22 protein-coding genes and 1 pseudogene are annotated in these 26,782 nt (G+C 66.6%); 3 read left to right on the forward strand and 20 right to left on the reverse strand.

Annotated elements, in window-relative coordinates; genetic code table 11:
- Positions 1-78: 78 nt before the first annotated feature.
- The 5 genes from PSm6_RS14060 to PSm6_RS14080 form a co-directional block, all read right to left on the reverse strand.
- The gene (locus PSm6_RS14060) at positions 79-702 is read right to left on the reverse strand and encodes a TetR/AcrR family transcriptional regulator (protein WP_043247406.1); all 624 of its coding nucleotides are present in this window, start codon (positions 700-702) and stop codon (positions 79-81) included.
- A gap of 116 nt (positions 703-818) precedes the next feature.
- Complete coding sequence (locus tag PSm6_RS14065) at positions 819-1,634, reverse strand: outer membrane protein OmpK (RefSeq protein ID WP_021222363.1); 816 nt, start codon at positions 1,632-1,634, stop codon at positions 819-821.
- Between the two features lie 394 nt (positions 1,635-2,028).
- A complete protein-coding gene (locus PSm6_RS14070) occupies positions 2,029-3,486 on the reverse strand; it encodes an AdeC/AdeK/OprM family multidrug efflux complex outer membrane factor (RefSeq protein WP_265170404.1) in 1,458 nt (485 codons plus the stop codon).
- The gene (locus tag PSm6_RS14075; protein WP_265170405.1) at positions 3,483-6,620 is read right to left on the reverse strand and encodes an efflux RND transporter permease subunit; all 3,138 of its coding nucleotides are present in this window, start codon (positions 6,618-6,620) and stop codon (positions 3,483-3,485) included. The genes PSm6_RS14070 and PSm6_RS14075 overlap by 4 nt, the downstream gene beginning before the upstream one ends.
- A gap of 12 nt (positions 6,621-6,632) precedes the next feature.
- Positions 6,633-7,775 carry an efflux RND transporter periplasmic adaptor subunit gene (locus PSm6_RS14080; protein WP_031288879.1) on the reverse strand — a complete coding sequence of 381 codons (1,143 nt, stop codon included), beginning with the start codon at positions 7,773-7,775 and terminating at the stop codon, positions 6,633-6,635.
- Positions 7,776-7,971: 196 nt separating this feature from the next.
- On the opposite strand from PSm6_RS14080, the gene PSm6_RS14085 reads away from it, so the two are divergent.
- Positions 7,972-8,604 (forward strand): TetR family transcriptional regulator, encoded by a 633-nt coding sequence (locus tag PSm6_RS14085; RefSeq protein ID WP_021222359.1) that lies wholly within the window; start codon positions 7,972-7,974, stop codon positions 8,602-8,604.
- A 74-nt stretch (positions 8,605-8,678) separates the two neighbouring features.
- On the opposite strand, the gene PSm6_RS14090 is transcribed toward PSm6_RS14085, so the two are convergent.
- The 15 genes and pseudogenes from PSm6_RS14090 to PSm6_RS14160 all read right to left on the reverse strand — a co-directional run bounded on the left by PSm6_RS14090 (position 8,679) and on the right by PSm6_RS14160 (position 24,996).
- A complete protein-coding gene (locus PSm6_RS14090; RefSeq protein WP_021222358.1) occupies positions 8,679-9,575 on the reverse strand; it encodes a LysR family transcriptional regulator in 897 nt (298 codons plus the stop codon).
- A gap of 274 nt (positions 9,576-9,849) precedes the next feature.
- Positions 9,850-10,800: an adenosine deaminase gene (locus PSm6_RS14095; protein WP_021216794.1), complete on the reverse strand. Its 951-nt coding sequence runs from the start codon at positions 10,798-10,800 to the stop codon at positions 9,850-9,852.
- Positions 10,801-10,934: 134 nt separating this feature from the next.
- Positions 10,935-11,897, reverse strand: coding sequence for a 2-oxoglutarate and iron-dependent oxygenase domain-containing protein (locus PSm6_RS14100; RefSeq protein WP_265170406.1), 963 nt, complete (start codon positions 11,895-11,897; stop codon positions 10,935-10,937).
- 61 nt (positions 11,898-11,958) lie between these two features.
- Complete coding sequence (locus PSm6_RS14105; RefSeq protein WP_043247089.1) at positions 11,959-13,038, reverse strand: BMP family ABC transporter substrate-binding protein; 1,080 nt, start codon at positions 13,036-13,038, stop codon at positions 11,959-11,961.
- 187 nt (positions 13,039-13,225) lie between these two features.
- Positions 13,226-13,909, reverse strand: coding sequence for an SDR family oxidoreductase (locus tag PSm6_RS14110; RefSeq protein ID WP_043247087.1), 684 nt, complete (start codon positions 13,907-13,909; stop codon positions 13,226-13,228).
- A 141-nt stretch (positions 13,910-14,050) separates the two neighbouring features.
- Positions 14,051-14,977 carry an ABC transporter permease gene (locus tag PSm6_RS14115; protein WP_043247085.1) on the reverse strand — a complete coding sequence of 309 codons (927 nt, stop codon included), beginning with the start codon at positions 14,975-14,977 and terminating at the stop codon, positions 14,051-14,053.
- Positions 14,968-15,360: a hypothetical protein gene (locus PSm6_RS14120; protein ID WP_148304386.1), complete on the reverse strand. Its 393-nt coding sequence runs from the start codon at positions 15,358-15,360 to the stop codon at positions 14,968-14,970. Before PSm6_RS14120 ends, PSm6_RS14115 begins: the two co-directional genes overlap by 10 nt.
- Positions 15,357-16,459 (reverse strand): annotated as a pseudogene (locus PSm6_RS14125) (ABC transporter permease). The gene PSm6_RS14120 and the pseudogene PSm6_RS14125 overlap by 4 nt, the downstream one beginning before the upstream one ends.
- A 16-nt stretch (positions 16,460-16,475) precedes the next feature.
- Positions 16,476-18,014, reverse strand: coding sequence for an ABC transporter ATP-binding protein (locus tag PSm6_RS14130; RefSeq protein WP_265170407.1), 1,539 nt, complete (start codon positions 18,012-18,014; stop codon positions 16,476-16,478).
- A 737-nt stretch (positions 18,015-18,751) separates the two neighbouring features.
- Positions 18,752-19,585 (reverse strand): hypothetical protein, encoded by an 834-nt coding sequence (locus PSm6_RS14135; RefSeq protein ID WP_043243755.1) that lies wholly within the window; start codon positions 19,583-19,585, stop codon positions 18,752-18,754.
- A 278-nt stretch (positions 19,586-19,863) separates the two neighbouring features.
- Positions 19,864-20,823, reverse strand: coding sequence for a LysR family transcriptional regulator (locus tag PSm6_RS14140; protein ID WP_265170408.1), 960 nt, complete (start codon positions 20,821-20,823; stop codon positions 19,864-19,866).
- The gene (locus PSm6_RS14145) at positions 20,820-21,419 is read right to left on the reverse strand and encodes an IMPACT family protein (protein WP_265170409.1); all 600 of its coding nucleotides are present in this window, start codon (positions 21,417-21,419) and stop codon (positions 20,820-20,822) included. Before PSm6_RS14145 ends, PSm6_RS14140 begins: the two co-directional genes overlap by 4 nt.
- Positions 21,419-22,090 (reverse strand): TetR/AcrR family transcriptional regulator, encoded by a 672-nt coding sequence (locus PSm6_RS14150; protein WP_021216784.1) that lies wholly within the window; start codon positions 22,088-22,090, stop codon positions 21,419-21,421. Before PSm6_RS14150 ends, PSm6_RS14145 begins: the two co-directional genes overlap by 1 nt.
- Before the next feature lie 186 nt (positions 22,091-22,276).
- Complete coding sequence (locus PSm6_RS14155; protein WP_265170410.1) at positions 22,277-23,653, reverse strand: uracil-xanthine permease family protein; 1,377 nt, start codon at positions 23,651-23,653, stop codon at positions 22,277-22,279.
- Positions 23,654-24,075: 422 nt separating this feature from the next.
- Positions 24,076-24,996 (reverse strand): LysR family transcriptional regulator, encoded by a 921-nt coding sequence (locus tag PSm6_RS14160; RefSeq protein WP_021216782.1) that lies wholly within the window; start codon positions 24,994-24,996, stop codon positions 24,076-24,078.
- Positions 24,997-25,126: 130 nt separating this feature from the next.
- Between PSm6_RS14160 and aptA the strand changes: the two genes are divergently transcribed.
- Positions 25,127-26,473, forward strand: a complete 1,347-nt coding sequence (gene aptA / locus PSm6_RS14165) for an omega-aminotransferase AptA (RefSeq protein ID WP_043243759.1) — start codon at positions 25,127-25,129, stop codon at positions 26,471-26,473.
- A complete protein-coding gene (locus PSm6_RS14170) occupies positions 26,473-26,760 on the forward strand; it encodes a cupin domain-containing protein (RefSeq protein WP_265170411.1) in 288 nt (95 codons plus the stop codon). The genes aptA and PSm6_RS14170 overlap by 1 nt, the downstream gene beginning before the upstream one ends.
- Positions 26,761-26,782 lie beyond the last annotated feature (22 nt).

Genomic DNA, 26,782 nt, shown 5'->3' on the forward strand with positions numbered 1-26,782 from the left:
CATGCATAGGCTGGGCACCCACTCCCAGCCACTCAGGACCCTTTCTTGCCGCTTGCAACGTGAAGCTTGTCGCTGCTTCTAAGTCGCCAGACCGATGCCGCGGAGAATGACGGCGGTGACGGTCTGCACGGCGCGTTCGAACTGCTGGTCGTTCAGCGGCTGGTGATTGTTGAGCACCATCACCTGGTGGTCGAAGTCGGCGTAGTGCTGGGTCGAGGCCCAGATCATGTAGAGCAGGCTGGAGGGTTCGACCGGGAGGATGCGCTTGCTCTCGACCCACTGGCGGATCTTTTCTTCCTTGAGCTTGGCCCAGTCGTAGAGGGGGCCGTCGAGGGCTTCCTTGAGCTGCGGGGCGCCGTGGATGACTTCGGCGGCCCAGACCTTGGAGCCATGGGGGCGGGTGCGCGAGCGGTTCATCTTGGCGCGGATGTAGCTGGTCAGCGCGACGCTGGGGTCGTCGAACATCTCGAAGCAGGTGCCGTCCTGCTCCCACTCTTCCAGCAGGCTTTGCAGCACGGCGCGGTAGAGGTCTTCCTTGGTCGCGAAGTAGTAATGCAGGTTGGACTTGGGCAGGCCGACTTCCTGGGCGATGTCTTGCATGGAGGTGGCGGCGAAGCCTCGCTCGGCGAAGACCTTTTCGGCGGCCAGGAGGATCTTCTCGGTGTTCTTGATGCGGATGCCGATCTTGCGGTTACTGCTCATCGATCCCTCGGGCTGCACGGACTGAAGCCGGGCAAACATATCACCGAACCCGGCGCGGGCACGAGCCCGACGCGCGAGGTGCCCCGCCGCCGTGGAGGCGGCGGGGCGGGGCTGGATCAGAAGTGCACTTTGACCAGCAGGCTGGCGGTGTTCTGGTCGGTGCCGCCGAGGATGTCGTCGCCGAGGAAGCTGTCGTCGTCGATGCCGTACTTGTTGCTCCAGTAGTCGTACTCGACGCCCACGTAGAGCTGCTTGGCGCCCAGGTCCAGGGCCTTGCCCAGGTCGTACTTGATCTGCGGGTTGAAGTGCAGGTTGGCGTGCAGGTCGTTCGGGCGGCTGCTGGTGGCGTCCTTGTTGTTCCACACCCAGTCCATGAAGCCGTCGATGAGGATGTCGGAGTCGCCCACCGGCAGGGTGTACGACCACACCGGGGTGACCTGCCACTGGCCGGACGGGTTGTTGGTGATGCCGTCGGGCTTGCGGTAGTAGAAGTTCAGCTGGAAGTAGTCGAAGCCGGGGATGGCCAGGTCGAAGCCCGGGCCGACCAGGTAGTTCTGGTTGCGGTTCTCGCCGCGCTCGTAGGTGGCTGCCAGCAGCACGTCGGTCACCGGGCCGAAGGCGATCTTCTGGTCGAACAGCTTGCCGAAGGACAGGCGCGGAGAGATTTCACCGTAGTAGGTGTTGTTGCCCGCGTTGGCGTCGGCCTTGCCGTTGTAGTTGATCTGGTCGGCGAAGATGAACAGGTCGCCCCAGGTCCAGCCACTGGCGTGCTCGAAGGTGAAGGTCTGCTGGATTTCCGGGTTGACCTTGAAATCCTTGCCATAGAGGTAGGTGACGCTGTTGTTCTGCCACAGCAGGGGGCCGTCGGCCAGGGCTTGGCCGCAGGCCAGCAGGCCACCGGCGAGCGCGAGAGCGGAGAGGGTACGGTTCATTCGGGTTGGGCTCCTGGTGCTTGGTTATCTTTCTATCTGCGTAGAAGTTGTCTGATTGGTCAGGCTTGGCTGCCAGAGCAAGAAAGGAGCCAGTTTTCTCCGACACCTTCCCCGGGCGCGGGATTATCTGGATAAACCCCGATGTTTCAAGCGGTTGTTTCGTGACCAACGGGTTTTTCCGACTTGCGGGAGGCTTGCCCGTGCACGGTTATGGGCGCGCATACCTGACCGATCGAACAGTCCTGCATCAACTTGGGGCGGCTGCGGGCGACGGGGGGGGCGGAGCGTTCGGCGCCTGCTGCGGTTTTCCCCGGCCCATAAAAAAGCCCCCATCAAGCTTGATGGGGGCCTCGCGCAGCAAGGGTGGCCCAATCCATGGGCCTGGACACGCGAATCAGGATTGCGGGTTGGCCGGTGCCGCCCGGGCGGTGCCGGTGCGCTCGTTCCAGCCACCGCCGAGGGCCTTGTACAGGTTGACCTCGCTGGTGAGCTGGTTGAGACGGTCACTGATCAGTTGCTGGCGCGCGCTGAACAGCTGGCGCTGGGCGTCGAGCAGGGTCAGGTAGCTGTCCACGCCGGTGCGGTAGCGGCGCTCGGCCAGGCGATAGTAATCCTCGGAGGTGCGCACCAGGTTGCGCTGGGCAGTGAGCTGCTCCTCGAAGGTGGTACGGGCGGCGAGGCCGTCGGCGACTTCCTGGAAGGCGGTCTGGATGGCTTTCTCGTACTGCGCCACCTGGATATCCTTCTGCACCTCGGCGTAGTCGAGGTTCGCCTTGAGGCGGCCGGCGGTGAAGATCGGCAGGTTGATCTGCGGCTGGAACAGCCAACTGCCGGAGCCACCGTCGAACAGGCCGGAGAGCTCGGCGCTCTTGGTCCCGGCATTGGCGGTGAGGCTGATGCTGGGGAAGAACGCAGCGCGCGCGGCACCGATGCTGGCGTTGGCGGCCTTGAGCTGGTGCTCGGCCTGGAGCACGTCCGGGCGGCGTTGCAGCAGCTCGGAGGGCAGGCCGGCGGGCACTTCGGCGAACTGGTCGTCGCCCAGCACCTCGCCTTGCGGCAGGTCACCGGGTACGCCCCTGCCCAGCAGCAGCGCCAGGGCGTTGCGGTCCTGGGCCACCAGGCGGCTGTACTGCGCCAGGGTGACCTGGGCGCTTTCCACGGCGGTGCGCGCCTGGCTCAGGGCCAGGGCATCGGCGACGCCGACGTCGAAGCTGCGCTGGGTGAGGGCGAAGCTTTCCTGGTAGGTCTTCAGGGTGTCGCGGGTCAGCTTGAGCAGCGACTGGTCGGCCTGCAGGGTCAGGTAGGCGTTGGCGACGCTGGCCACCAGGCTGATCTGCGTGCTGCGACGGGCTTCCTCGCTGGCGAAGTACTGCTCCAGGGTCTGCTCGTTGAGGCTGCGCAGGCGGCCGAAGAAGTCGATTTCCCAGGCGCTGACGCCCACCGTGGCCGAGTACTGGCCGCTGGTAGTGGCGCGGCCGCTGCTGGACAGGTCCGCCGGCAGGCGCTGGCGGGTGCCGCTGCCGTCGGCCGAGATGCTGGGGAACAGCTCGGAGCGCTGGATACGGTACTGCGCGCGGTAGGCGTCGATGTTCAACGCGGCGACGCGCAGGTCGCGGTTGTTGGCCAGGGCGGTTTCCACCAGGCGTTGCAGCGCCGGGTCCTTGAAGAACTCGCGCCAGCCCAGGTCCACCGCAGCGGTGGTGGTCTGCGCGCCGCTGGCGTTGGCGGTGTAGGCCTCGCCCAGGGGCCAGGCGCCGTCCACCGGCGCCTCGGGGCGCTGGTAGTCGGGGATCAGCGAGCAGCCGCCGAGCAGGACGCTGGCGACCGCGAGGGACAGCAGGGACTGCCTCATTCGGCGGCCTCCTTGGTCAGTTCGTCTTTGCTGCGCTTGTCCTTGAACAGCGAGCAGACCAGTACGTAGAACAGCGGGACCCAGAAGATCGCCAGCACCGTTGCCGTAAGCATGCCGCCGATCACGCCGGTACCGATGGCGTGCTGGCTGCCCGAACCGGCGCCGCTGGAGATGGCCATGGGCACCACGCCGAGGATGAACGCCAGCGAGGTCATGATGATCGGACGCAGGCGCATGCGGCACGCCTCGATGGCGGCGTCGAACAGGCTCATGCCCTGCTCGTGCAGCTCCTTGGCGAACTCGACGATGAGGATCGCGTTCTTCGCCGAGAGGCCGATGGTCGTGAGCAGCCCTACCTGGAAGAACACGTCGTTGGAGAGCCCGCGCATGCTGGTGAACAGCAGCGCACCGAGGATGCCCAGGGGCACCACCAGCATCACCGAGAAGGGGATCGACCAGCTCTCGTACAGGGCCGCCAGGCAGAGGAACACCACCAGCAGCGACAGCGCGTAGAGCGCAGGTGCCTGGGCACCGGAGAGGCGTTCCTCGTAGGACAGGCCGGTCCAGGAGTAACCGACGCCGGCCGGCAGTTGCTTGATGATTTCCTCGACCGCCGCCATCGCTTCGCCCGAGCTGTGGCCAGGCGCCGCTTCACCGAGGATCTCGATGGCCGGTACGCCGTTGTAGCGGGCCAGTTTCGGCGCGCCGTAGACCCATTCGCCGGAGGCGAAGGCGCTGAACGGCACCATTTCGTTCTGGTCGTTGCGCACGTACCACTTGCCGAGGTCGTCGGGGTTCATCCGCGCCTCCGGTACGCCCTGCAGGTAGACCTTCTTCACACGGCCACGGTCGATGAAGTCGTTGACGTAGCTGGCACCCCAGGCGATGGACACGGTGTTGTTGATGTCCGCCAGGGAGACGCCATGGGCACGCGCCTTCTCGTCGTCGATCTGCAACTGGTACTGCGGCTCGTCGTACAGACCGTTGGCGCGCACGCGGGTCAGCACCGGATTGTTGTTGGCCAGTTCGAGGAACTTGTCACGGGCGGCGTTGAGCTGCTCGTGGCCGACGCCGGCGCGGTCCTGGAGGAAGAAGTTGAAGCCGGTGGCGTTACCCAGTTCCAGCACCGCCGGCGGGGCGAAGGCGAAGACCATCGCGTCACGGAAGCTGAAGAAGTGCTGCTGGGCGCGCTGGGCCAGGGAGAACACGCTGTGCTCGGCGCCGGGGCGCTCTTCCCAGGGTTTGAGCATGATGAAGGCCATGCCCGAGCTCTGGCCGCGGCCGGCGAAGTTGAAGCCGGTGACGGTGAACACGGATTTGACGGTGTCCTTCTCCTTGTCCAGCAGGTACTCGCGCATCTGGTCGACCACCACCTGGGTGCGCTCGGCGCTGGCGCCGGCCGGGGTCTGCACCTGGGCGAAGAGCACGCCCTGGTCTTCCTCGGGGAGGAAGGCGGTGGGGATGCGGGTGAACAGCCAGGCCATGATCGCGACGATCACCAGGTACATCAGGATGTACGGCGTCTTGCGCTTGAGGATGGCGCGCACGCCCCGCTCGTAGCCGTTCACGCTGCGGTCGAAGGTGCGGTTGAACCAGCCGAAGAAGCCGCGCTTGGGGGCGTGGTGACCCTTGGCGATGGGCTTGAGCATGGTGGCGCAGAGGGCCGGGGTGAAGACCAGGGCCACCAGCACCGACAGCGCCATGGCGGAGACGATGGTGATGGAGAACTGGCGGTAGATCACGCCCGTGGAGCCGCCGAAGAAGGCCATCGGCAGGAACACCGCCGAGAGCACCAGGGCGATGCCCACCAGTGCGCCCTGGATCTGGCCCATGGACTTGCGCGTGGCTTCCAGCGGCGACAGGCCTTCCTCGGCCATCACCCGTTCGACGTTCTCCACCACGACGATGGCGTCGTCCACCAGCAAGCCGATGGCCAGCACCATGGCGAACATGGTCAGGGTGTTGATGGTGAAGCCGAACATCGCCAGCACGCCGAAGGTGCCGAGCAGCACCACCGGCACCGCGAGGGTGGGGATGATGGTGGCGCGGAAGTTCTGCAGGAACAGGAACATCACCAGGAACACCAGCACGATGGCTTCGCCCAGGGTGTGCACCACGCCTTCGATGGAGGCCGAGACCACCGGGGTGGTGTCGTAGGGGAACACCACTTCCATGCCGGCGGGGAAGAAGGGCTTCAACTGGTCGATGGTGGCGCGGATCGCCTTGGCGGTGTCCAGCGCGTTGGCGCCGGTGGCCAGCTTGATCGCCATGCCCGAGGCCGCCTTGCCGTTGAACTGCGCGCTGATGGCGTAGTTCTCGCCGCCCAGCTCGACGCGGGCGACGTCGCGCAGGCGCACCTGGGAGCCGTCACGGTTGACCTTGAGCAGGATGGCGCCGAACTGCTCGGGCGTCTGCAGGCGGGTCTTGCCGATGATGGTGGCGTTGAGCTGGGTGCCGGGGGAGGCGGGCAGACCGCCGAGCTGGCCGGAGGACACCTGCACGTTCTGCGCCTGGATGGCGCTCTTCACGTCCACCGGGGTCAGCTGGTAGTTGTTCAGGCGCGAGGGATCGAGCCAGATGCGCATGGCGTACTGCGAGCCGAACACCTGGAAGTCGCCCACGCCCTTGGTGCGCGAGATCGGGTCCTGCATGTTGGAGACGATGTAGTTGGACAGGTCGTTCTTGTCCATGGAACCGTCCACCGACACCACGCCGATCACCAGCAGGAAGTTCTTCACTGCCTTGGTCACACGGATGCCTTGCTGCTGCACTTCCTGCGGCAGCAGCGGGGTCGCCAGCTGCAGCTTGTTCTGCACCTGCACCTGGGCGATGTCAGGGTTGGTGCCCTGCTCGAAGGTGGCGGTGATGGTCATGCTGCCGTCGGAGTTGCTCTCCGAGGAGATGTAGCGCAGGCCGTCGATGCCGTTGAGCTGCTGCTCGATCACCTGCACCACGGTGTCCTGCACCGTTTGCGCCGAGGCGCCGGGGTAGGACACCTGGATGCCGACGGCGGGCGCGGCGATGCTCGGGTACTGGTTGATCGGGAGCTTGAGGATGGCCAGGCCGCCCGCGAGCATGATCACCAGCGCGATCACCCAGGCGAAGATCGGCCGGTCGATGAAGAACTTCGACATGGAAGACGCTCCTTATTGGCTTTTCGCCAGGTCGGGATCCACCGACTTCGATTCGGCGACGTTGGTCGCGGGGGCGGTCTTCACTTCGGCGCCGGGGCGGACGAACTGCAGGCCTTCGGTGATCAGCTTGTCACCCGGGTTGAGGCCCTTGGTCACCAGCCAGCGATCGCCGACGGTACGGTCCGCTTCCAGCTGGCGCAGCTCCACCTTGTTCTCGGCGTTGACCACCAGCGCGGTGGCCTGGCCCTTGAGGTCACGGGTCACGCCTTGCTGCGGCGCGAGGATGGCCTGCTGGTTCACGCCCGAGCTCAGCTGCGCGTGCACGAACATGCCGGGCAGCAGGTCGTGGTCGGGGTTGGGGAACACGGCGCGCAGGGTTACCGAGCCGGTGCCTTCGTCCACCGACACCTCGGAGAACTCCAGGGTGCCTTCGTGGCCGTACTCGCTGCCATCTTCCAGCATCAGCTTGACCTTGGCGGCGTTGTCGCCGGCCTTCTGCAGCTGGCCGCTCTCCAGGTCGCGGCGCAGGCGCAGCAGGTCCTTGGTCGGCTGGGTGACGTCGACGTAGATCGGGTCGAGCTGCTGGATGGTCGCCATGGCGGAGGCCTGGCCGTTGTTCACCAGGGCGCCCTCGGTGACGCTGGAGCGACCGATGCGGCCGGAGATCGGTGCCAGCACCTTGGTGTAGCGCAGGTCGATGCGGGCTTTCTCCAGGGCGGCTTCGGCTTGCAGGCGCGCGGCCTGGGCTTCGTCATAGGCCTGGCGGCTGACGGCCTGGTCGGTCACCAGATCCTTGTAGCGGTCGGCCAGGGAGCGGCTGGAGGCGAGGGTCGCCTCGGCGCTCTTGAAGGTCGCCTGGTACACGGATTGGTCGATCTGGTAGAGCTGCTGGCCGGCCTTCACTTCCGAGCCTTCCTTGAACAGGCGCTTCTGGATGATGCCGTCCACTTGCGGGCGAACTTCGGCAATGCGGAACGCGGTGGTGCGGCCCGGCAGCTCGGCGGTGAGCGTGAAGGGCTCGGATTTCAGGGTGACGATGCCCACTTGAGGTGTCTGCGCGGGCGGCGGCGCGGAGGCCTCCTTGCAGCCGGCGAGTGTGAGCGTAGCCAGAGCGACGGCGGAAACCATAGCTGCGAAGGCTGGCTTCTTCTGCATCTGAAAAGACCTCGTTCGATACGTTTGCCCGGGCGGGCGGTACCCATGCAGGGAGCGTGGGTGGATTGTTTAGTCAGCTAACGAATATACTTACGTACGTGAACGTTTGTAAACGAATCTTCTCATCTCTCTGTCAGATAATGTGTCGAGGGTGAGGCGTTCTTTCGCTGCTGTCCCCACCCTCAGAGTCACCTGCATGGCCAGACGAACCAAAGAAGAAGCCGAAGCGACCCGTGTCCAGATCCTGGATGCCGCCGAACAGGTGTTCTACGACAAGGGCGTCTCACGTACCTCCCTGGCGGATATCGCCGCCCGGGCGGGTGTCTCCCGCGGGGCCATCTACTGGCACTTCCAGAACAAGGTCGACGTCTTCCAGGCCATGCACGAACGCTTGCGCACCCCGCTGGAGGAGCTGGCCCGCGCCAGCGAGAGCGAAGACGAGCCCGACCCCTTGGGCCGCATGCGCCAACTGCTGGTGCGCCTGCTCAAGCGGGTGGAGCTGGACCCGCGCAGCCGGCGCATCAGCGAGATACTCCAGCACAAATGCGAGTTCACCGACGAGCTGGGCGACCTGCGGCAGAAGATGCAGAGTTTCAGCCTGGAATGTGACCAACGCATTGCCCGCGCCCTCGCCAATGCCGTGGCCAGGGGGCAACTCCCCGAGGGGCTCGACTGCACCCGCGCCGCGGTCACGCTGCACGCGTACATCGACGGCCTCCAGGCCCACTGGCTATTGGCGCCCGGGCGCTTCCCGCTGGCCGAACAGGCCGAGCAACTGGTGGACGCACTGCTGGACATGCTGCGCGGCAGCGTCGCGCTGCGCGGCTGAGAAGGGTCTGACAGACCCGGGGTTCACGGTTTTCGCGCCCCGGGAGCCGCGTCCCAAAGGCGGGTGGATCTGTGCTAGGCCCGGGCGCCAGTCAGGCGCGCCTGGATGAAGTCGAGAAAACACTGGATGCGCAGGGCCAGCTGCGAGTTGCGGTAGTACACCGCATGGATCGGCTGGCGGTAGTCGCTCATGTGCTCGGCCAGCACCGCCACCAGGCGGCCCTCGGCCAGGTCCTGGTCGGTCATGAAGCTCGCCAGGCAGGTGATGCCCTGGCCGGCCAGGGCCAGCTGGCGCAGGGTCTCACCGCTGGAGGCACGCAGGTTCGGCTGCACCGACAGCTGGTTGCCGCAGACATGGCGCACCGGCCACTGGTTGAGGCTTTCCGGTTGGGTGAAGCCCAGCAGGCGATGGGCCTTGAGGGTCTCCACGCTGTCGGGCATGCCGTGGCGCGCCAGGTAATCCGGGCTCGCCACCAGGTGCAGGCGGCTGGCGCCCAGGGGCCGTGCGTGCAGGGTGGAATCGCTCAGCGGGCCGATGCGGATGGCCAGGTCGGTGCGGTGCTCCAGCAGGTCGATGATCTGGTCGTTGGTGTTCAGCTCCAGTTGGATGTCCGGGTACAGCGCGCGGAACTCGCCGATATGCGGCACCACCGCATGCAGCATGAACGGCGAGGCGGCGTTGATGCGCAGGCGCCCGGCGGGCTTCTGCTGGCGCAGGGCCAGGCGTTCTTCCAGGGCCTCCATCTGCTGGAGGATCTCCTTGGCACTGTCGAAAAAGAAGCGCCCTTCCTCGGTCAGCTCCATGCGCCGCGTGGTGCGGTTCAGCAGGGTGGTGGCCAGCTTCTCTTCCAGGCGCGACAGGGTGCGGCTCACCGCTGACGGCGTCAGCCCCAGGTGCTCGGCGGCGGCGCTGATGGAGCCGCACTCGACGACGCTGACGAAATGCTGGAGCTCATCGGAGGTGGCTTTCATGGCGGCCTCATTCGTGATCGGCAGGCAAGGCCGAAGGGCGGATAGCGCTTTTTTCTGCGTGGAATTGTAGGCCTCTCTGGGGGACTTATTCATTGCCCATGCGGTGCTAGCCGCCCCACGGAGCAAGAGGCTTCTGTCTATGGAGAGAGAGGTGAGCCCCAGCGATGTTGGGCCGACGACATGGATTTCGCGTTGCTAGCGGATAGGCGCCTGCTCCATGGCGAAGCCGGCCCATGTCCACCCGCAAAAAGGGCCGCATCGCGGCCCTTTACCTTTACTTCACCAGCCGTGCATCCAGGCTGTTCTGCGCCAGGCGCTGGGCTTGATCCTGGCTCATGCCCAGGTGTTCGTGCAGGGCGTAGAAGTTTTCGGTGACGTAGCCGCCGAAGTAGGCCGGGTCATCGGAGTTCACCGTCACCTTCACACCGCGCTCGAGCATGTCGAGGATGTTGTGCTGGCTCATGTGGTCGAACACGCAGAGCTTGGTGTTGGACAGCGGGCAGACGGTGAGGGGGATCTGCTCGTCGATGATGCGTTGCATCAGGCGCTCGTCCTCGATGGCGCGCACGCCGTGGTCGATGCGCTCGATCTTCAGCAGGTCGAGGGCCTCCCAGATGTATTCCGGCGGGCCTTCCTCGCCGGCATGGGCGACGGTGAGGAAGCCTTCGCCACGGGCACGGTCGAACACGCGCTGGAACTTGCTCGGCGGGTGACCCATCTCGGAGCTGTCCAGGCCCACGGCGACGAAGGCGTCGCGGAAGGGCAGCGCCTGGTCGAGGGTTTTCTGCGCCTCGTCTTCGGAGAGGTGGCGGAGGAAGCTGAGGATCAGCCCGCTGCTGATGCCGAGCTGCTTGCGGCCGTCGTCCAGGGCATGGCGGATGCCGTTGAGCGCCACTTCGAAGGGGATGCCGCGATCGGTGTGGGTCTGCGGGTCGAAGAAGGGTTCAGTGTGGATGACGTTCTGCGCCTTGCAGCGTTGCAGGTAGGCCCAGGTCAGGTCGTAGAAGTCCTGCTCGGTACGCAGCACATCGGCGCCGGCGTAGTAGAGGTCGAGGAATTCCTGCAGGTTGCCGAAGTCGTAGGCGCGGCGCAGGGTTTCGACGTCGTGCCAGGGCAGGGTGACCTTGTTGCGTTCGGCCAAGGCGAACAGCAACTCGGGTTCGAGCGAACCTTCCAGGTGCAGGTGCAGTTCGGCTTTGGGCAAGGCATTGAGCCAGTCGTACATGGTGGTTTCTCGTTATCAGGCAAGGTCGCCTGCAAGTTTAACTTCCCGGACAGGATTTCGCCGAACAGCCGCCCGAACGGTGTTGCCCCAGGAGCCACCCGGCGGCCCCTGGCGAACGGCACTCGCCCAGGCGCTCAGGCGGTTTCTTCGCGGCGGTAGGCGTAGGTGTCGGCGAAGCGCGAGAGCAGGTACTCGGCGCTGCTCACCGGCGGGTATTTCGGCGGGTTGTCGGCGCTGGAGCAGTTGGGCAGGCAGCTGATTTCCGTATCCGGGTGCGGTTCGGCGAAGAAGGGCATGGAGTAGCGGTGCACACCCAGGGGGCTGATGACCCGGTGCGGGGTGGACTTGTACCGGTCGTTGCTCCAGCGCGCCATCATGTCGCCGATGTTGACCACGAAGCTGCCGGCGATCGGCGGCGCGTCGATCCACTGGCCGCGCACGTCCTGCACCTGCAGGCCGCCGGCGTCGTCCTGGTAGAGCAGGGTGACGCAGCCGTAGTCGGTGTGCGCGCCGGCGCCCTGTTGCTCGGCGGAGCTGGCGGTATGGCGCGGCGGGTAGTGGATCATGCGGAACACGCTGATGGGCTCGGCGAAGCGCTGGTCGAAGAAGTCGCGGTCGATGCCCAGGGCCTGGGCGATGGCCCGCAGCAGGGTCTGCGCCAGGGCCTGCATGTCGGCGTAGTGCTGCTCCATCAGCGGCGCCCAGCCGGCCTGTTCGGGGTGGCGGTTGGGGCCGCGCAGGGGCTTGCCGGCCAGCACCTCGGGGTGGTTCGCGTCCATGTGGAAACCCATGTCGAAGGTCTCCTTCAGGTCGCTCGGCTTGCTCGGGTCGAGCTGCTCGGTGGCGATGGCGCCGTAGCCGCGATGGTGCGCCGTGCGGGTGATGTCGATCTTCAGCTTCTCCGCCTCGGGCTGGGCGAAGAAGGCCTTGGCCGCCGCCAGCAGTGCCTCGATGCGCGCGGGGGCGATGCCGTGGCCGGTGATGTAGAAGAAGCCCCAGTCGCGGCAGGCGACGTCGATGCGCGCCGCGACCTGCTGCCAGGCCTGGTGGTCATCACCGTAGAGCGCGGCGATGTCGATGATGGGGAGCTGGTTCATCGGTGATCCTTGGATCCTTTGGGAGAACACCCTCTCCCCGGGCTGGGGAGAGGGGCTGCGCTTACTTCGGCAGTTCCGCCTTGATGCCTTCGACGTAGTAGTTCATGCCGGCCAGGTCGGCGTTGGTGGCGGTCACGCCGTCGGCCAGCTTGATGGCGCCGCTCTGGTCCTTGATCGGGCCGGTGAAGGGGTGGAACTCGCCGCTCTTGATGCTGGCGATGATTTTCTCCGCCTCGGCCTTCACGTCGACCGGCACCAGGTCGCTGATGGGCAGCTGGATGGTGTCCTCGGCCAGGCCGCCCCAGTAGTCCTGGGATTTCCAGGTGCCGGCCATCACGCCTTCGGCAGCCTGGATGTAGTGCGGCCCCCAGTTGTTGACGATGGAGGTGAGCACGGCCTTCGGGCCGAAGTGGGCCATGTCCGAGGCGTAGCCCACGGAGTACACGCCACGGCGCTCGGCGGCCTGGATCGGCGCCGGGCTGTCGGTGTGCTGGAAGACCACGTCCACGCCCTGGTCGATCAGCGCGTTGGCGGCGTCGGCTTCCTTGCCCGGGTCGAACCAGGAGTTGACCCAGACCACCTTGATCTCGGCCTGCGGGTCGTACTTGTTCAGCGCCAGCTGGATGGCGTTGATGTCGCGGATCACCTCGGGGATGGGGAAGGAGGCGATGTAGCCGATCTTGTGGCTCTTGGTCATCTTCGCCGCCAGGTAGCCGCCGACGTAGCGGCCCTCGTAGGAGCGCGACAGGTAGGTGCCGAGGTTCTTGTCCTGCTTGTAGCCGGTGGCGTGCTCGAAGGTGACTTTGGGGAACTGCTTGGCCACCTTGGCGGTGGGGTTCATGTAGCCGAAGGAGGTGGTGAAGATCAGGTCGTAGCCGCCCTTGGCCATGTTGCGGATGACCCGCTCGGCATCGGCGCCCTCGGCGACGTTCTCGACGAAGCTGGTCTCGACCTTGTCGCCCAGCTTGGCCACCAGCGCCTTGCGGCCTTCCTCGTGCTGGTAGGTCCAGCCGTGGTCGCCGATGGGGCCGACATAGACGAAGCCGACCTTCAGCGGGTCGGCGGCGGAAGCGCCGAGGGTGGCACTGAAACCGATGGCGGCGACGAGCGTGCGCAGCAGGTTCTTCTTGGAATCGAACATGGGGGATGGGGCTCCTGGTCTGTTGTTCTTTGCTGTGCCCTGTGGGCTGACCAGGCGATTGCAAAAAATTGACCAACTAGACAAGCCGCGCGTAAAGCCCCGTGCCAGGCCCCTCGCTGCAGGCGTTGCGCACCATCCGCGAGCGCGGATGGTGCACGGCGAGCGCTGCCCGCCGCCTGCTGGTGCGTCACCAGGGAATGGTCTGGCCCTGGTAGTCGATGTAGTGATGGCCACCGCGACCGGCGAAGGCTTCGATCTGCTGCACCAGGCCCTGGACGCTGGTGGCGACGTCGATCTCGGCTGACTCGCCGCCCATGTCGGTCTTCACCCAGCCCGGGTGCAGGCTCAGCACCGTGGGTGACGCGTCGCCCCATTCGGCCACCAGGCTGCGGGTCAGGGTGTTCAGCGCGGCCTTGCTGGCGCGGTACAGCGCCAGGCCGCCGGCGTCGTTGCCGGCCACGCTGCCCAGTATCGAACTCATGAAGGCCAGGGTGCCGCCGGGCAGCAGGTTGTCGCGCAGGCGCTGGGCCAGGCGGATGGGCGCCACGGCATTGGTGAGGAACAGCTGGGCGATCTCGGCCTCGGTGGCCTGCACCGCGGATTGGTGCGCCGGGCCGTAGACCCCGGCGTTGACCAGGATGAGGTCGAAGGCGCGGCCGTCCAGCTCACCGGCCAGGGTCTCCAGGCCGGCGACGCTGTCCAGGTCCAGGGTTTTCACCTCGACGCCCTCCAGCGCGGCCAGGTCGCCGGCGCCCTGAGGGTTGCGCACGGTGGCGGTGACCTGCCAGCCGGCGGTCTGCAGTTGCTTGACCAGGCCCAGGCCGATGCCCCGGGAGGCGCCGATGATCAATGCGGTTTGTGTGCTGCTCATGTGCGGTCCTCTGCATGTGAAGACCGGCAAGAGTAGCCGTTTATTGAGTGCGTGTGCCTGGGCTTCCCGGACTGAAGTCCGGGCTACGCTTCGCACGGCCCAACCCTGTAGCCCGGGCTTCAGCCCGGGAGTGATGTCAGGTCAGTGCCCACCCTTCCACGGCTGGCCCAGGGACACGGGGGCGAACAGGCGGGTGCGCACGGCATCGCGGGAGAGCAGCACCAGCACCAGAATGGTCGCCACGTAGGGCAGCATCGCCAGCAGGTTGGCCGGGATGGCCAGGCCGACGCCCTGGGCCACCAGGTGGAGGATGCTGGCCAGGCCGAAGAGGTAGGCGCCGAGCAGCACGCGGAACACCCGCCAGCTGGCGAACACCACCAGGGCGAGGGCGATCCAGCCGCGCCCGGCGGTCATGTTCTCCGCCCACATCGGCGTGTACGCCAGGGACAGGTAGGCCCCGGCCATGCCCGCCATGGCTCCGCCGAAGAGCACCGCCAGGGTGCGCACGCGCAGCACCGGCAGGCCCATGGCGCTGGCCGCATCGGGGTTCTCGCCCACGGCCTGGAGCACCAGGCCGATGCGGCTCTTGAGCAGCGCCCAGGCGATGAGCGCGAACAGCGCGAAGGACAGGTAGACCATCAGGTCCTGGCTGAACAGCATCTTGCCCAGCAGCGGAATGCCGCTGAGCAGCGGGATGGCCACCGGCTCGAAACCGGACAGCGGCTTGCCCACCCAGGCGGCACCGACGAAGGACGACAGGCCGATGCCGAAGATGGTCAGCGCCAGGCCCGTGGCCACCTGGTTGGCGTTGCAGCCCAGGGCCACCAGGGCGAACAGGGCGGACAGCAGCATGCCGGCGGCCATCGCCAGCAGCACGCCAATCCACAGGTTGCCGGTGCTGATGGCGGCGATGAAGCCCACCACCGCACCGAACAGCATCATCCCTTCCTGGCCGAGGTTGAGCACGCCGCTCTTCTCGCACACCAGCTCGCCCAGGGCGACCAGCAGCAGCGGCGTGCCGCAGCGGACCATGGCGTAGAGGATGTTGGTCAGCAGATCTAGATCCATGGGGAAACCTCGGTTTTGTAGCGGGAAGCTGGAAGCTCGAAGCTGGAAGAAAAAGCGTCGTTCATATCGGCTGCACCGTCTTCAAGCTTCCGGCTCTCGGCTTCCAGCTCAACGCCAAGCGTGGCCGTTACAGAATCAGCACGTCGCAGGTGAGCAGGAGGGACAGCACCAGTTTTGTAGCGAGAAGCTTGAAGCTGGAAGCTGGAAGAAAAAGCGTCGTTCATGTCGATTGCACCGTTTTCAAGCTTCCGGCTTTCAGCTTCCAGCTCCACGCGAAGCGTGGCTTGTACAGAATCAGCACGTCGCAGGTGAGCAGGAGGGACAGCACTGGTTTTGTAGCGGGAAGCCGGAAGCTCGAAGCTGGAAGAAAAAGCGTCGTTCATGTCTGTTGCACCGTCTTCAAGCTTCCGGCTTCCGGCTTCCAGCTCCACGCCAAGCGTGGCCGATAGAGAATCAACACATCACAGGCGAGCAGGAAGAACAGCATCATTCCCTGGAACAGCTGGGTGATGGATTGCGGCAGGTTGAGGGCCATCTGCGCGTTTTCGCCGCCCAGGTAGAGCAGCGCCATCAGCAGCCCGGCAACGAGGATGCCGAAGGGGTTGAGGCGGCCGAGGAAGGCCACGGTGATGGCCGCGTAGCCGTAGCCCGGCGATACCTGCGGCACCAGCTGGCCGATGGGGCCGGTGACCTCGCCGACGCCGGCCAGGCCCGCCAGGCCGCCGCTGACCAACAGCGCCAGCCACACCAGGCGCTTCTCGCGGAAGCCGACGAAGCCGGCGGCGCGCTTGTCCAGGCCCAGTACCTTGATCTGGAAGCCGAGGAAGCTCTTGTGCAGCAGCACCCACACCGCCACCAGGGCGAACAGGGCGAAGTACAGGCCGATGTGCAGGCGCAGGTCCTCGAGCACCGGCGGCAGGCGCGAGGCATCGCCGAACATGGCCGACTCGGGGAAGTTGAAGCCGGCCGGGTCCTTCAGCGGGCCGTGCACCGCATAGAGCAGCAGGTTCAGGGCCACGTAGTTGAGCATGATGGTGGTGAGGATCTCGTTGGCGTTGAAGCGCGTGCGCAACCAGGCCGCCAGGCCACCCCAGGCGGCACCGGCGAGCATGCCGGCGGCCAGCACCAGGGCCAGGGCCCAGCGGCTTTCCCAGTCGATGATGTGCACCGCCACGGCGCTGCCGGCCAGGGCGCCCAGCAGCAGCTGGCCTTCGGCGCCGATGTTCCAGATGCGCGCCTGGTAGGCCACCGCCAGGCCCAGTGCGCAGAGCAGGATGGGCAGCGCCTTCACCAGCAGCTCGGAGATTCCGTAGAGGTCGCTGATGGGCGCCACCAGCAGGGCGTGCAGGGTTTCCAGCGGGTCATGGCCGAGGGCGACGAACAGCCCGAGCCACAGGCCAGGGTCAGCAGGCCGGCCAGCACCGGGGACAGCAGGAGCATCGCGCGCGACTGCTGCGTGCGGGGTTCCAGGGATAGCAACATGAAAGGCTCCGGGCGCTCAGGCGGCTTGGGTCGAATCGAACTGGCCGGCCATCCAGCGGCCGACCTCCTGCGGGCTGGTGGCGACCACGGGCTTGAGCGCCGACAGCTCGCCGCTGCACAGGGCGCCGATGCGGTCGCTGATCTGGAACAGCTCGTCGAGGTCTTCGGAGATCACCAGGATCGCCGCGCCGGCATCGCGCAGGGCGATCAGCGCGCGGTGGATGGCGGCGGCGGCACCGACGTCCACGCCCCAGGTGGGGTGGGCGGCCACCAGCAGCTTCGGTTGCTGGAGGATCTCGCGGCCGAGGATGAATTTCTGCAGGTTGCCGCCGGAAAGGCTGCGGGCGGCGGTGTGGGCGTCCGGGGTCTTCACCGCGAAGCGCTGGATGATCTCGTTGGCGAAGGCCAGCACCTGGCCGCGGCGGATCATGCCCCGGCTCAGCAGCCCGCGCTGGAAGCCGGTGAGCAGGGCGTTGTCGGTCAGGCTCATGTCCGGCACCGCGCCATGGCCCAGGCGCTCGGCGGGGACGAAGGCCAGGCCGCGGGCGCGGCGGGCGTCCGGCGGCAACTGGCCCACCGGCTGGCCGGCGAAGCGGATGGCACCGGCCTGGGCGGCGGGCAGGCGGCGCTCGCCGGAGAGCAGGGCGAGCAGCTCGTCCTGGCCATTGCCGGCGACCCCGGCGATGCCGACGATCTCGCCGCTGCGCACATCGAGGCCGAGGTGCTTCAGCGACATGCCGAACGGGTCCGGGTTATGCCAGTCGAGCCCCTGCAGGCTGAGGAAGGGCGCGCCGCCGCTGGCCTTGGGGTAACTGGCGGCCAGGCCTTCGGCATCACCCACCATCAGCCGTGCCAGTTCCAGGTCGCTGCATTCGGCCGGCACGCAGTGGCCGGACACGCGGCCGCCCCGCAGCACCGTGGCGCTCTGGCAGAGGGCGCGCACTTCGCCCAGCTTGTGGCTGATGAAGAGGATGCTGCAGCCCTCGGCAGCCAGGCGGCGCAGGGTGACGAACAGCTCGTCGGCCTCCTGCGGGGTGAGCACCGAGGTGGGCTCGTCGAGAATCAACAGGCGGATGTCCTGCATCAGGCAGCGGACGATCTCCACCCGCTGGCGCTCGCCGATGGACAGCGCGTGCACCAGGCGCCCGGGCTCCAAAGCCATGCCGTAGCGCTGGGACACCTCGCGGATGCGCGGCTCCAGTTGTTTGGGTGTGCCGGCCTCGCGGCCCAGGGCCAGGGCGATGTTCTCGGCCACGGTCAGGGTTTCGAACAGGGAGAAGTGCTGGAACACCATGCCGATGCCCAGGGCGCGGGCCTGGGCCGGGTCGCGCACGCGCAACGCCTCGCCCTGCCAGCGGATCTCGCCGGCATCCGGCTGTACCACGCCGTAGATGATCTTCATCAGCGTGCTCTTGCCGGCGCCGTTCTCGCCTAGCAGGGCGTGGATCTCGCCGGGCTCGATGCGCAGATCGACGCGGTCGTTGGCCAGGCAGCCGGGGTAGCGCTTGGTGATGCCGAGCATCTCCAGGCGCGGTGGGGGAGTGGGGCTGTTCATCGTGGTCTTTCCCGGAAAGAGAGCTGGCCAGACAAAGCAAAAAGCTGGCCACCGGGTCAGGAAGGCCCGCACGCGCTCGCGTGGCTGGGCGATGCGGGGGAAATGCAGCCGTCGATGGGCATTGCCGGGGCATTTTCCTGCACGCTTTCGGGGCGCCGTGGCTCCCGATGGCGCAGCGGCTATTGGACGAATTTCGACCACCGCCCCGCAGCGCCCGTGGCCACTGGCGCGGAGAAGTTGTTCCCAAGGTTATCCACAGGAATGTCCACGGCCCGTGTGGACAATGGCGGTGCACCGCGCCGGTATCCCGGCGCCCGGGTTTCTGGCAGGTGAAAATAAAGTTAGCCCCTTCAGGTGCTTACGCGGTAGACACGGGGCCCCGCGCGCACTGGTCACGAAACGAGCAGCCCCGGCGAAGCGGCGGCCGGCGGCGCCCCGGGCGATTGCTCAAAAGGTTATCCACAGGCTTGTCCACGCTTTATGTGGGTGGTTCCAAGGCGCATTCCGGACGCTCCCGTAGGTTGGCGCCAAGCGCAGCGCGGCCCAACGATGCAGGGTCCAAAGTGGGCAATGAGGGAATGGGGTTCGGAGGGAATTCCGAGGGCACTTGCAGCACCGCACGGTGGACCGGTGAAGCGGGGTCCACCCTACGAAGTCCCGTGCCTCATTCAGCCCGGGAGCAGGGGGCAATCGTGTTGCGGGGGAGGGCCCGGCACCGGGTGGCGCCGGGCGCCGGGTCAGAAGCTGAATTCCATGTTCAGGGTCGGGGTGGAGGTGCGGCTGCCACGGCCGCCGTCGACGCCGAACTTGTTGTGCCAGTACTCGTAGCCAACGCCGAACCAGAGGTTGGGCTTGATGTTCTTGCCCGGGCGCGCGGCGACCATCAGCGAGGTGCGCATCAGCGTCTCGGCGGCGGTGTCCTTGTTGTTGTAGTCCTCGCCCTTCTCGCCCACGTGGTTGATGTAGCCCTGGAACTTGGCGGCGTGGTCGCCGACCTGGAAGGGGCGCAGCCAGGTGAGGTTGAGGTTGTAGGTGCCGTCGAAGGTCATTTCCTCGTGGCGCGCGCCGGGGATACCGGTCTGGTTGCGCTCGCGGTAGTAGAGCAGGCTCAGGTCAAGCACGCCGACGGTGTTGAACTTGAGGGTCGGGCCGAACACGATGGCGCGCTTGTTGGAGGAGGCGCGGTTGTTGTTGCGGTTGACGTCGAAGCCGGCGGTGAAGGCGTAGTCCTTGATCAGGCCGTCGCCCTGTTTCTGGTCGAACACCCGCGAGGCGAACAGTTGGTGGCGGTACACCGCGTAGACCTCGCTGCCACCGTGGTCGGTGCCCTTGCGCGGGTCGCGGTTGTCGGAGAGGAAGACGTCGAGGTTGAAGAAGTTGCTGCCGTACTGGTACCCGCTGGCGTGGGTGAAGCTGTAGATGCGCTTGGCGAATTTGTTCGGGTTGTTCGGGTTGGTGAACTGCTGGCCGTAGCGGAAGCCGACGCTGTTGTTCATCCATTCCAGTGCGGCCGCTTCGCCGGCCGAGAAGAGGGCGAGAGCGACCGTGGCTCCCTGCAGTGCTTTTTTCATTGTTATGGGCTCCTGTTCCTGGGTTCTCGATGCGTGGGCTCGGGCACCGAGGGGCGCAGTATCAGCACATCCGGATTGATCACCAAAGAACAGAATGTAGAGCATCCCGATGCCGATTCGGCATCACATGATTGACTCAAAAGTCAGTATTTTCAGGGCTTTAGCGGGATTGTGTACAAACCGCAAAAGCCGATGGCTCTAGCGCGCGGGCTGCAGCCGGGCGCCCCGTCCAGAGCCTCGACAGGGACAGTCATGAAAAAGATAGACGGGAATGCGGCCTACGGCCGGTTGCCGGGGGCACTGCGGGGTGGTGGCCGCTCTTCGCGCTCACGCAGGGTGATTTCCTCGGTCAGCTGGCGTGCCAGCGCATCCACCGCCACGGGCAGGTAGCGGCCGCTGCGCACGTAGAGGCCGAGGTCGTTGAAGATGCCACCGTTGTCGGTCAGCGGCAGGTGCACCAGGTCGCCGGCCTCGAGGTCGGCCTCGATGCCGATGCGGGTCTGGAAGGCCACGCCCATGCCGCGTTTCACCAGTTGCCGGGCCAGCTCCACCGAGCTGCTTTCCAGCGCCGGCTTGCCGGGCAGGTTGAGGCGTTTCTGCAGCGGGGCGAGCAGGTGGTGGATGGACAGTTCCTGCTTGGCCAGGATCAGCCCGTGCTCGGCGCAGGTGGCGAAGCTCACCTCGTGCAGCGAGGCCAGCGCATGCCCGCGCGGCACGATGGCGCCGAGACGGAAGTGGCCGACGCTGAGCTGTTGCAGCTCGGCGCTGCGGGGCAGGAAGAAGGCCAGGCCGAGGTCGGCGGCGCCACTCAGCACCGCCTCGGGGATGGCCTGGGAGCCCATGGCGGTGACGCCGATGGTGACCCGTGGGTAGCGCTCGTGCATGGCCTTGAGCACCCGGGGCAGCAGGTCGATGGTCACCCCTTCGACGGTGGCGATCTCCACGTGGCCGGTGCGCAGGCCCTGCATGGCATCCAGCTCCGAGCGCACCCGCTCGACGTCCTGCAGCACCACGGTGATGTGGCGGGTGAGGATCTCCCCGGCCGGGGTCAGGCGCAGGCCGGCGGGCAGGCGGTCGAACAGCGGCGCGCCGATCTCGTCCTCCAGCTTGAGGATCTGCCGGTTCACCGCCGAGGAGGCGACGTTGAGCCGGCGCGCCGCCTCGCGGATGGAGTTGCAGCGGCGCACCATGTCGAAATAGTGGATGGCCGGCGAGTGGATGCGCAGCTTGCCGGTCATGGCGTGTCGTCCTCGATGGCGGCGAGCTGGCTGCGCCCACGGCTGATGTCGCCGAGCAGGCGTTGCAGCGGTTCCCGCTGGGCCTCCGGCAGGGCCAGTTGCAGCCAGGCGCCTTCGGCGTCGTAGTCCTCGCCTTCGAGCTGCGCCTGGAGGTCGGCCAGGCGTGCCTTGAACAGCGCCAGTTCGGCGAAGGCCAGGTGGCAGCGGAAGCGCGACAGGCGCAGCAATGGCAGGCGCTCGCCGCCTTGCAGGCACTTGGCGGCGCTGCCTCCGTAGGCGCGGGCGAGGCCGCCGGTGCCGAGCTGGATGCCGCCGTACCAGCGGATCACCACTACCGCGACCTGGTCCATGTCCTGGCCCTCGATGGCTGCCAGCATGGGGCGCCCGGCGGTGCCGCCGGGTTCACCGTCGTCGCTGAAACGGTATTGGTTACCCACCTTCCAGGCCCAGCAGTTGTGCGAGGCGGTGGGGTCGCTGGCGCCGGCGATGAAGGCCTGCGCCTCGGCCGCGCTGGTGACCGGCGCGGCGAGGGCGATGAAGCGGCTTTTGCGGATTTCCTCGCGGTATTCGCAGGGCGCGGCAAGGGTGAAGGGCATCAGCTGGCGGGTGTCGGCGGGGTCAGGCCGCAGCCCTTGAGGATGATGTGGGTGAGGCTCTGCGCGGCCACTTCGAAGTCGTCCTTGGTCAGGCGCTTGCGGCCGCTGACGCGGCAGATCTGCGAGCCGAAGTCGGCGTAGTGCTGGGTGCTGCCCCAGAGCAGGAAGATCAGGTGCGTCGGGTCGATCGGGTCCAGCTTGCCGGCGGCGATCCAGGCTTCGAACACCCCCGCGCGGCCCTTGAACCAGTCGCGGTAGTCCTGATCGAAATACTTCTCCAGGCAGGCGCCGCCGCTGATCACTTCCATGGCGAAGATCTTCGAGGCCAGGGGGAAGCGCCGCGAGAACTCCAGCTTGGCGCGGATGTAGCGGGCCAGCGCCTCGGCGGGGTCGTCGTCCACGGTCAGGGTGTTGAAGGTGCTGTCCCACAGTTCGAGGATGTTGCTCAGCACCGCCACGTACAACCCCAGCTTGTTGCTGAAGTAGTAGTGCAGGTTGGCCTTGGGCAGCCCGGCACGCACGGCGATGGTGTTCATGCTGGTGCCTTTGAAACCGTGCTTGGCGAACTCCTCCTCGGCAGCGGCGAGGATGGTTTCTTCGTTCTTCTGGCGGATGCGGCCGGCAGGCTTGCCGGTGGAGCTGGGGCTGTGGGCGGGGACCAGGACAGTCATAGGTCATCCAGAGGGGTCAGGAAGCGGGCGAATGCACTGATAACCCAAGCGCGGGGCGGTCGACAAGCCAAAACTGTTGCGGCGGTCAGGTTATCCACAGGTTTTGTCGGGCCTGCACCATGATGGGTCGGTTTTTTCGTGCCGTGCACCGCGCCAGGCACCGCCCTGGGCCTGGCGCGGCGTGGTTCAGGCGCGTTCGGCGGCACCGTCCGTCAGAGCGGCGCGTTTCTCTTCCGGCAGCACCAGGCTCAGGACGATGGCGGTGATGCCGCCGCAGGTGATGGCCGAGTCGAACAGGTTCTGCACCAGCTGCGGCATCTGGTGCAGCAGGGTCGGTTGCGCGGCGATGCCCAGGCCGACGCCGAAGGAACCGGCGATCACCAGCAGGCTGCGGCGGTCCAGCGGCGCCTGGGCGAGGATGCGGATGCCCGCCGCCGCCACGCTGCCGAACATCACCAGGGTGGCGCCGCCCAGCACCGGCTTGGGAATCTGCTGCAGCACCGCGCCGATCAGCGGGAACAGGCCGAGCACGAACAGCACGGCGCCGATGTACAGGCCGACATGGCGGCTGGCGACGCCGGTGAGCTGAATCACCCCGTTGTTCTGGGCGAAGGTGGTGTTGGGGAAGGCGCTGAAGGTGGCCGCCAGCATGCAGCTGACGCCATCGCCGAGCACGCCGCCCTTGAGCCGCGCCTCGTATTCCGGGCCCTTGAACGGCTTGCGCGAGATCATGCAGTTGGCGGTCAGGTCGCCCACGGTCTCGATGGTGCTGATGAGGTAGATCAGCGCCACCGGGATGAAGGCCGTCCAGTCGAAGCTGAAGCCGAACCTGAAGGGCAGCGGCACGCTCACCAGGGGCAGGTCGGGCAGCGCCTGGGGCACCAGCTTGCCGCTGAAGAAGGCGGCCACGCTGCCCACGGCCAGGCCGATGAGGATGGACGACAGGCGCACCCAGGGGTTGCTCGAGCGGTTCAGCAGAATGATGGTCGCCAGCACCAGGCCGCCCAGGGCCAGGTTGCCCGGCGCGCCGAAGTCCGGGGCCTTGAAGCCGCCGCCGATATCGGTGATGCCGACCTTGATCAGGCTGACGCCGATCAGGGTGATGACGATGCCGGTGACCAGCGGGGTGATGACCCGGCGCAGGTGACCGATGAAGCGGCTGAGCACGATCTGCACGAAGGCGCCGAAGAAGCACACGCCGAAGATCATCGCCAGGATGTCCTCCGGGCTGCCGCCGCGGCTCTTCACCAGGAAGCCGGCCGACAGTACCGCACCGAGGAAGGCGAAGCTGGTGCCTTGCAGGCAGATCATCCCCGCGCCGATGCCGAATGGGCGCCGCGCCTGGAGGAAGGTGCCGACGCCGGACACCATCAGCGCCATGCTGATCAGGTAGGGCAGGTGCGCCCCCAACCCCAGCGCGCCACCGATCACCAGCGGCGGGGTGATGATGCCGACGAAGCTGGCCAGCACATGCTGCAGCGCGGCGCAGAACGCCAGCAGCGGTTTCGGCTTGTCGTCCAGGCCGTAGATGAGTTCGGAGTTGCGTTCTTCTTCAGCGTGCATGCTGGCCTCGGCAGGTTGGCGCGGCGAACCGGAGCGGCTCGCCGGGGCAGATGCCGGGCTATTGCAAAAAATTGACCAGGTGCGCAGGTTTTTTCGCTTTCCACCCTGCAAGGCCCAGGGTTGGCGGGCGCTACGGGATAGGCGTATGGGCTGCGCTAGGTATGACCGAAGGGTTTCTCCTGCACCAAATCGGGGTCGCCCGCTTCATTGCTGGGCGTTCGGTGGCGCTCATTCTCTCCGTAGGATGGGTAGAGCCCCGCGAAACCCATCGCTCCGATGATGGGTTTCGCTCCGCTCTACCCATCCTACGATTCAGTTCAGAGCGCGGCTTCGTAGGGTGGACCACGCTTCACCGGTCCACCAGGCGGAGTGGAAGGGGAACTCAAGCGCTCCGCCAGCCCGCTATCCCCCGCGAACACACCTCAGCCCGTCGCTGCCAATGCCTCCAGGAAACTCTCCAGCACCAGGTGCGGGCGGCGGCCCTTGCGGGTCACGGTGGCGAGGCTGAGGTCGTAGAAGCGCTTGCTCGGCTTGAGCGCACGCAGGCGGCCCTGCTGCACCCAGAAGGTGGCGTAGTGGTCCGGCAAATAGCCGATGTAGCGCCCGGTGAGAATAAGGAAGGCCATGCCCTCGCGGTCCGAGGCGCTCGCGGTGCAATGCAGCGCCTGGTAGTGGGCCTGGATATCGGCCGGCAGGCGGAAGGTGGGGGCGATGGCCTCCTGCTCGTTGAGGCGGGCATCGCTGAGCTGGGCATCGTCGGCGTAGAACAGCGGATGGCCCACGGCGCAGTACAGCAGCGAGCGCTCGTCGTACAGCGGCTGGTACTCCAGGCCCGACAGCGCCACCGTCTGCGGCACCACGCCCACGTGCACGCGGCCGTCGAGCACGCCCTGTTCCACCTCGCTGGGCGGGGTCATGCGGATGTTGATCACCACGTCCGGCCCGCGCTCCTTCAGGCGCGACAGGGCATGGGTGATGCGCATGTGCGGCAGGGTCACCAGGTTGTCGGTGAGGCCGATGTTCAACTCGCCGCGCAGGTGCAGGTGCAGGCCGTTGACCTCGGTACGGAAGCTCTCCAGGGCGCTGAGCAGTTGCAGCGACGACTGGTACACCTCGCGCCCCTCCTCGGTCAGGGCGAAGCCGGCGCGGCCGCGCTGGCACAGGCGCAGGCCGAGGCGCTGCTCCAGGTCGCTCATCTGCTGGCTGATGGCTGAGCGACCGATGCCCAGCACGCTCTCGGCGGCGGAGAAACCACCGCACTCGACGACGCTGCGGAAGATGCGCAGCAGGCGGATATCGAAGTCGCTGACCTGGGCCAGGGCTTCCGGGCGACGGGTGCTCATCAGTTTAGTGGTCCGTGATCTGAAGATATGAAAAGTTGAATTTTCATGACTTTATGCCCGTGGCAATGTCGACTGCAAGAACCACCGGGTTCTCCCCCACAACCCACGCCCCATCGCGAGGCAGACAAGAATGAACATGCCGCAGACCGCCACCCCCTCCCTGGCCAGCCAACTGAAGCTGGACGCCCACTGGATGCCGTTCTCCGCCAACCGCAACTTCCAGCGTGACCCGCGTCTGATCGTGGCCGCCGAAGGCAGCTGGCTGATCGACGACCAGGGCCGTCGCATCTACGACAGCCTGTCGGGCCTGTGGACCTGCGGCGCCGGTCACTCGCGCAAGGAAATCCAGGAGGCCGTGGCCAAGCAGCTCGGCACCCTCGACTACTCCCCGGGCTTCCAGTACGGCCACCCGCTGTCGTTCAAGCTGGCCGAGAAGATCGCCGACATGACCCCGGGCGAGCTGAACCACGTGTTCTTCACCGGCTCGGGCTCCGAGTGCGCCGACACCGCGGTGAAGATGGCCCGCGCCTACTGGCGCCTGAAAGGCCAGGCCACCAAGACCAAGCTGATCGGCCGCGCCCGTGGCTACCACGGCGTGAACATCGCCGGCACCAGCCTTGGCGGCATCAACGGCAACCGCAAGATGTACGGCCAGCTGATGGACGTCGACCACCTTCCGCACACCCTGCAACCGGGCCTGGCCTTCACCAAGGGCATGGCCGAGACCGGCGGCGTGGAGCTGGCCAACGAGCTGCTGAAGCTGATCGAACTGCATGACGCGTCGAACATCGCCGCCGTTATCGTCGAGCCCATGGCCGGCTCCGCTGGCGCCCTGGTGCCGCCGGTGGGCTACCTGCAGCGCCTGCGCGAAATCTGCGACGCCAACAACATCCTGCTGATCTTCGACGAAGTCATCACCGCCTTCGGCCGCATGGGCAAGAACACCGGCGCCGAGTTCTTCGGCGTGACCCCGGACATCATGAACGTGGCCAAGCAGATCACCAACGGCGCCATCCCCATGGGTGCGGTGATCGCCAGCCGCGAGATCTACCAGACCTTCATGAACCAGGCGACGCCCGAATACGCCGTCGAGTTCACCCACGGCTACACCTACTCCGCCCACCCGGTCGCCTGCGCCGCCGGCCTCGCCGCCCTGGAGCTGCTGGAGAAGGAAAACCTCATCCAGCAGGCCGCCGACCTGGCCCCGCACTTCGAGAAGGCCATCCACGGCCTGAAGGGTGCCAAGCACGTGGTCGACATCCGCAACTGCGGCCTCGCCGGTGCCCTGCAACTGGCCCCCCGTGACGGCGACGCCATCGTTCGCCCGTTCGAGGCCGGCATGGCCCTGTGGAAGGCTGGCTTCTACGTTCGCTTCGGTGGCGACACCCTGCAGTTCGGGCCGACCTTCAACGCCAAGCCGGAAGAGCTCGACCGCGTGTTCGACGCCGTCGGCCAGGCCCTGCAAGGCATCAACTGATGAGTGCACGCCCCCAGGCCGTGCCCACCGTGCAGGTGGACAACGCCGAAGTCATCGTCACCGAGTGGCGCTTCGCCCCCGGTGCCGAGACCGGTCGCCACCTGCACGGCCACGATTACGTGGTAGTGCCCATGACCGGCGGCACCCTGCTGCTGGAAACCCCGGAGGGCGAGAAACGCGCGCCCCTGGTGGCCGGGCAGAGCTACTTCCGCAAGGCCGGCGTCGAGCACAATGTGATCAACGGCAGCGACCACGAAATCGTCTTCATCGAAACCGAAATCAAATGACGTCCACCCTCTCCCCCTGAGG

The organism is Pseudomonas solani (assembly GCF_026072635.1).
GTDB lineage: Bacteria > Pseudomonadota > Gammaproteobacteria > Pseudomonadales > Pseudomonadaceae > Metapseudomonas > Metapseudomonas solani.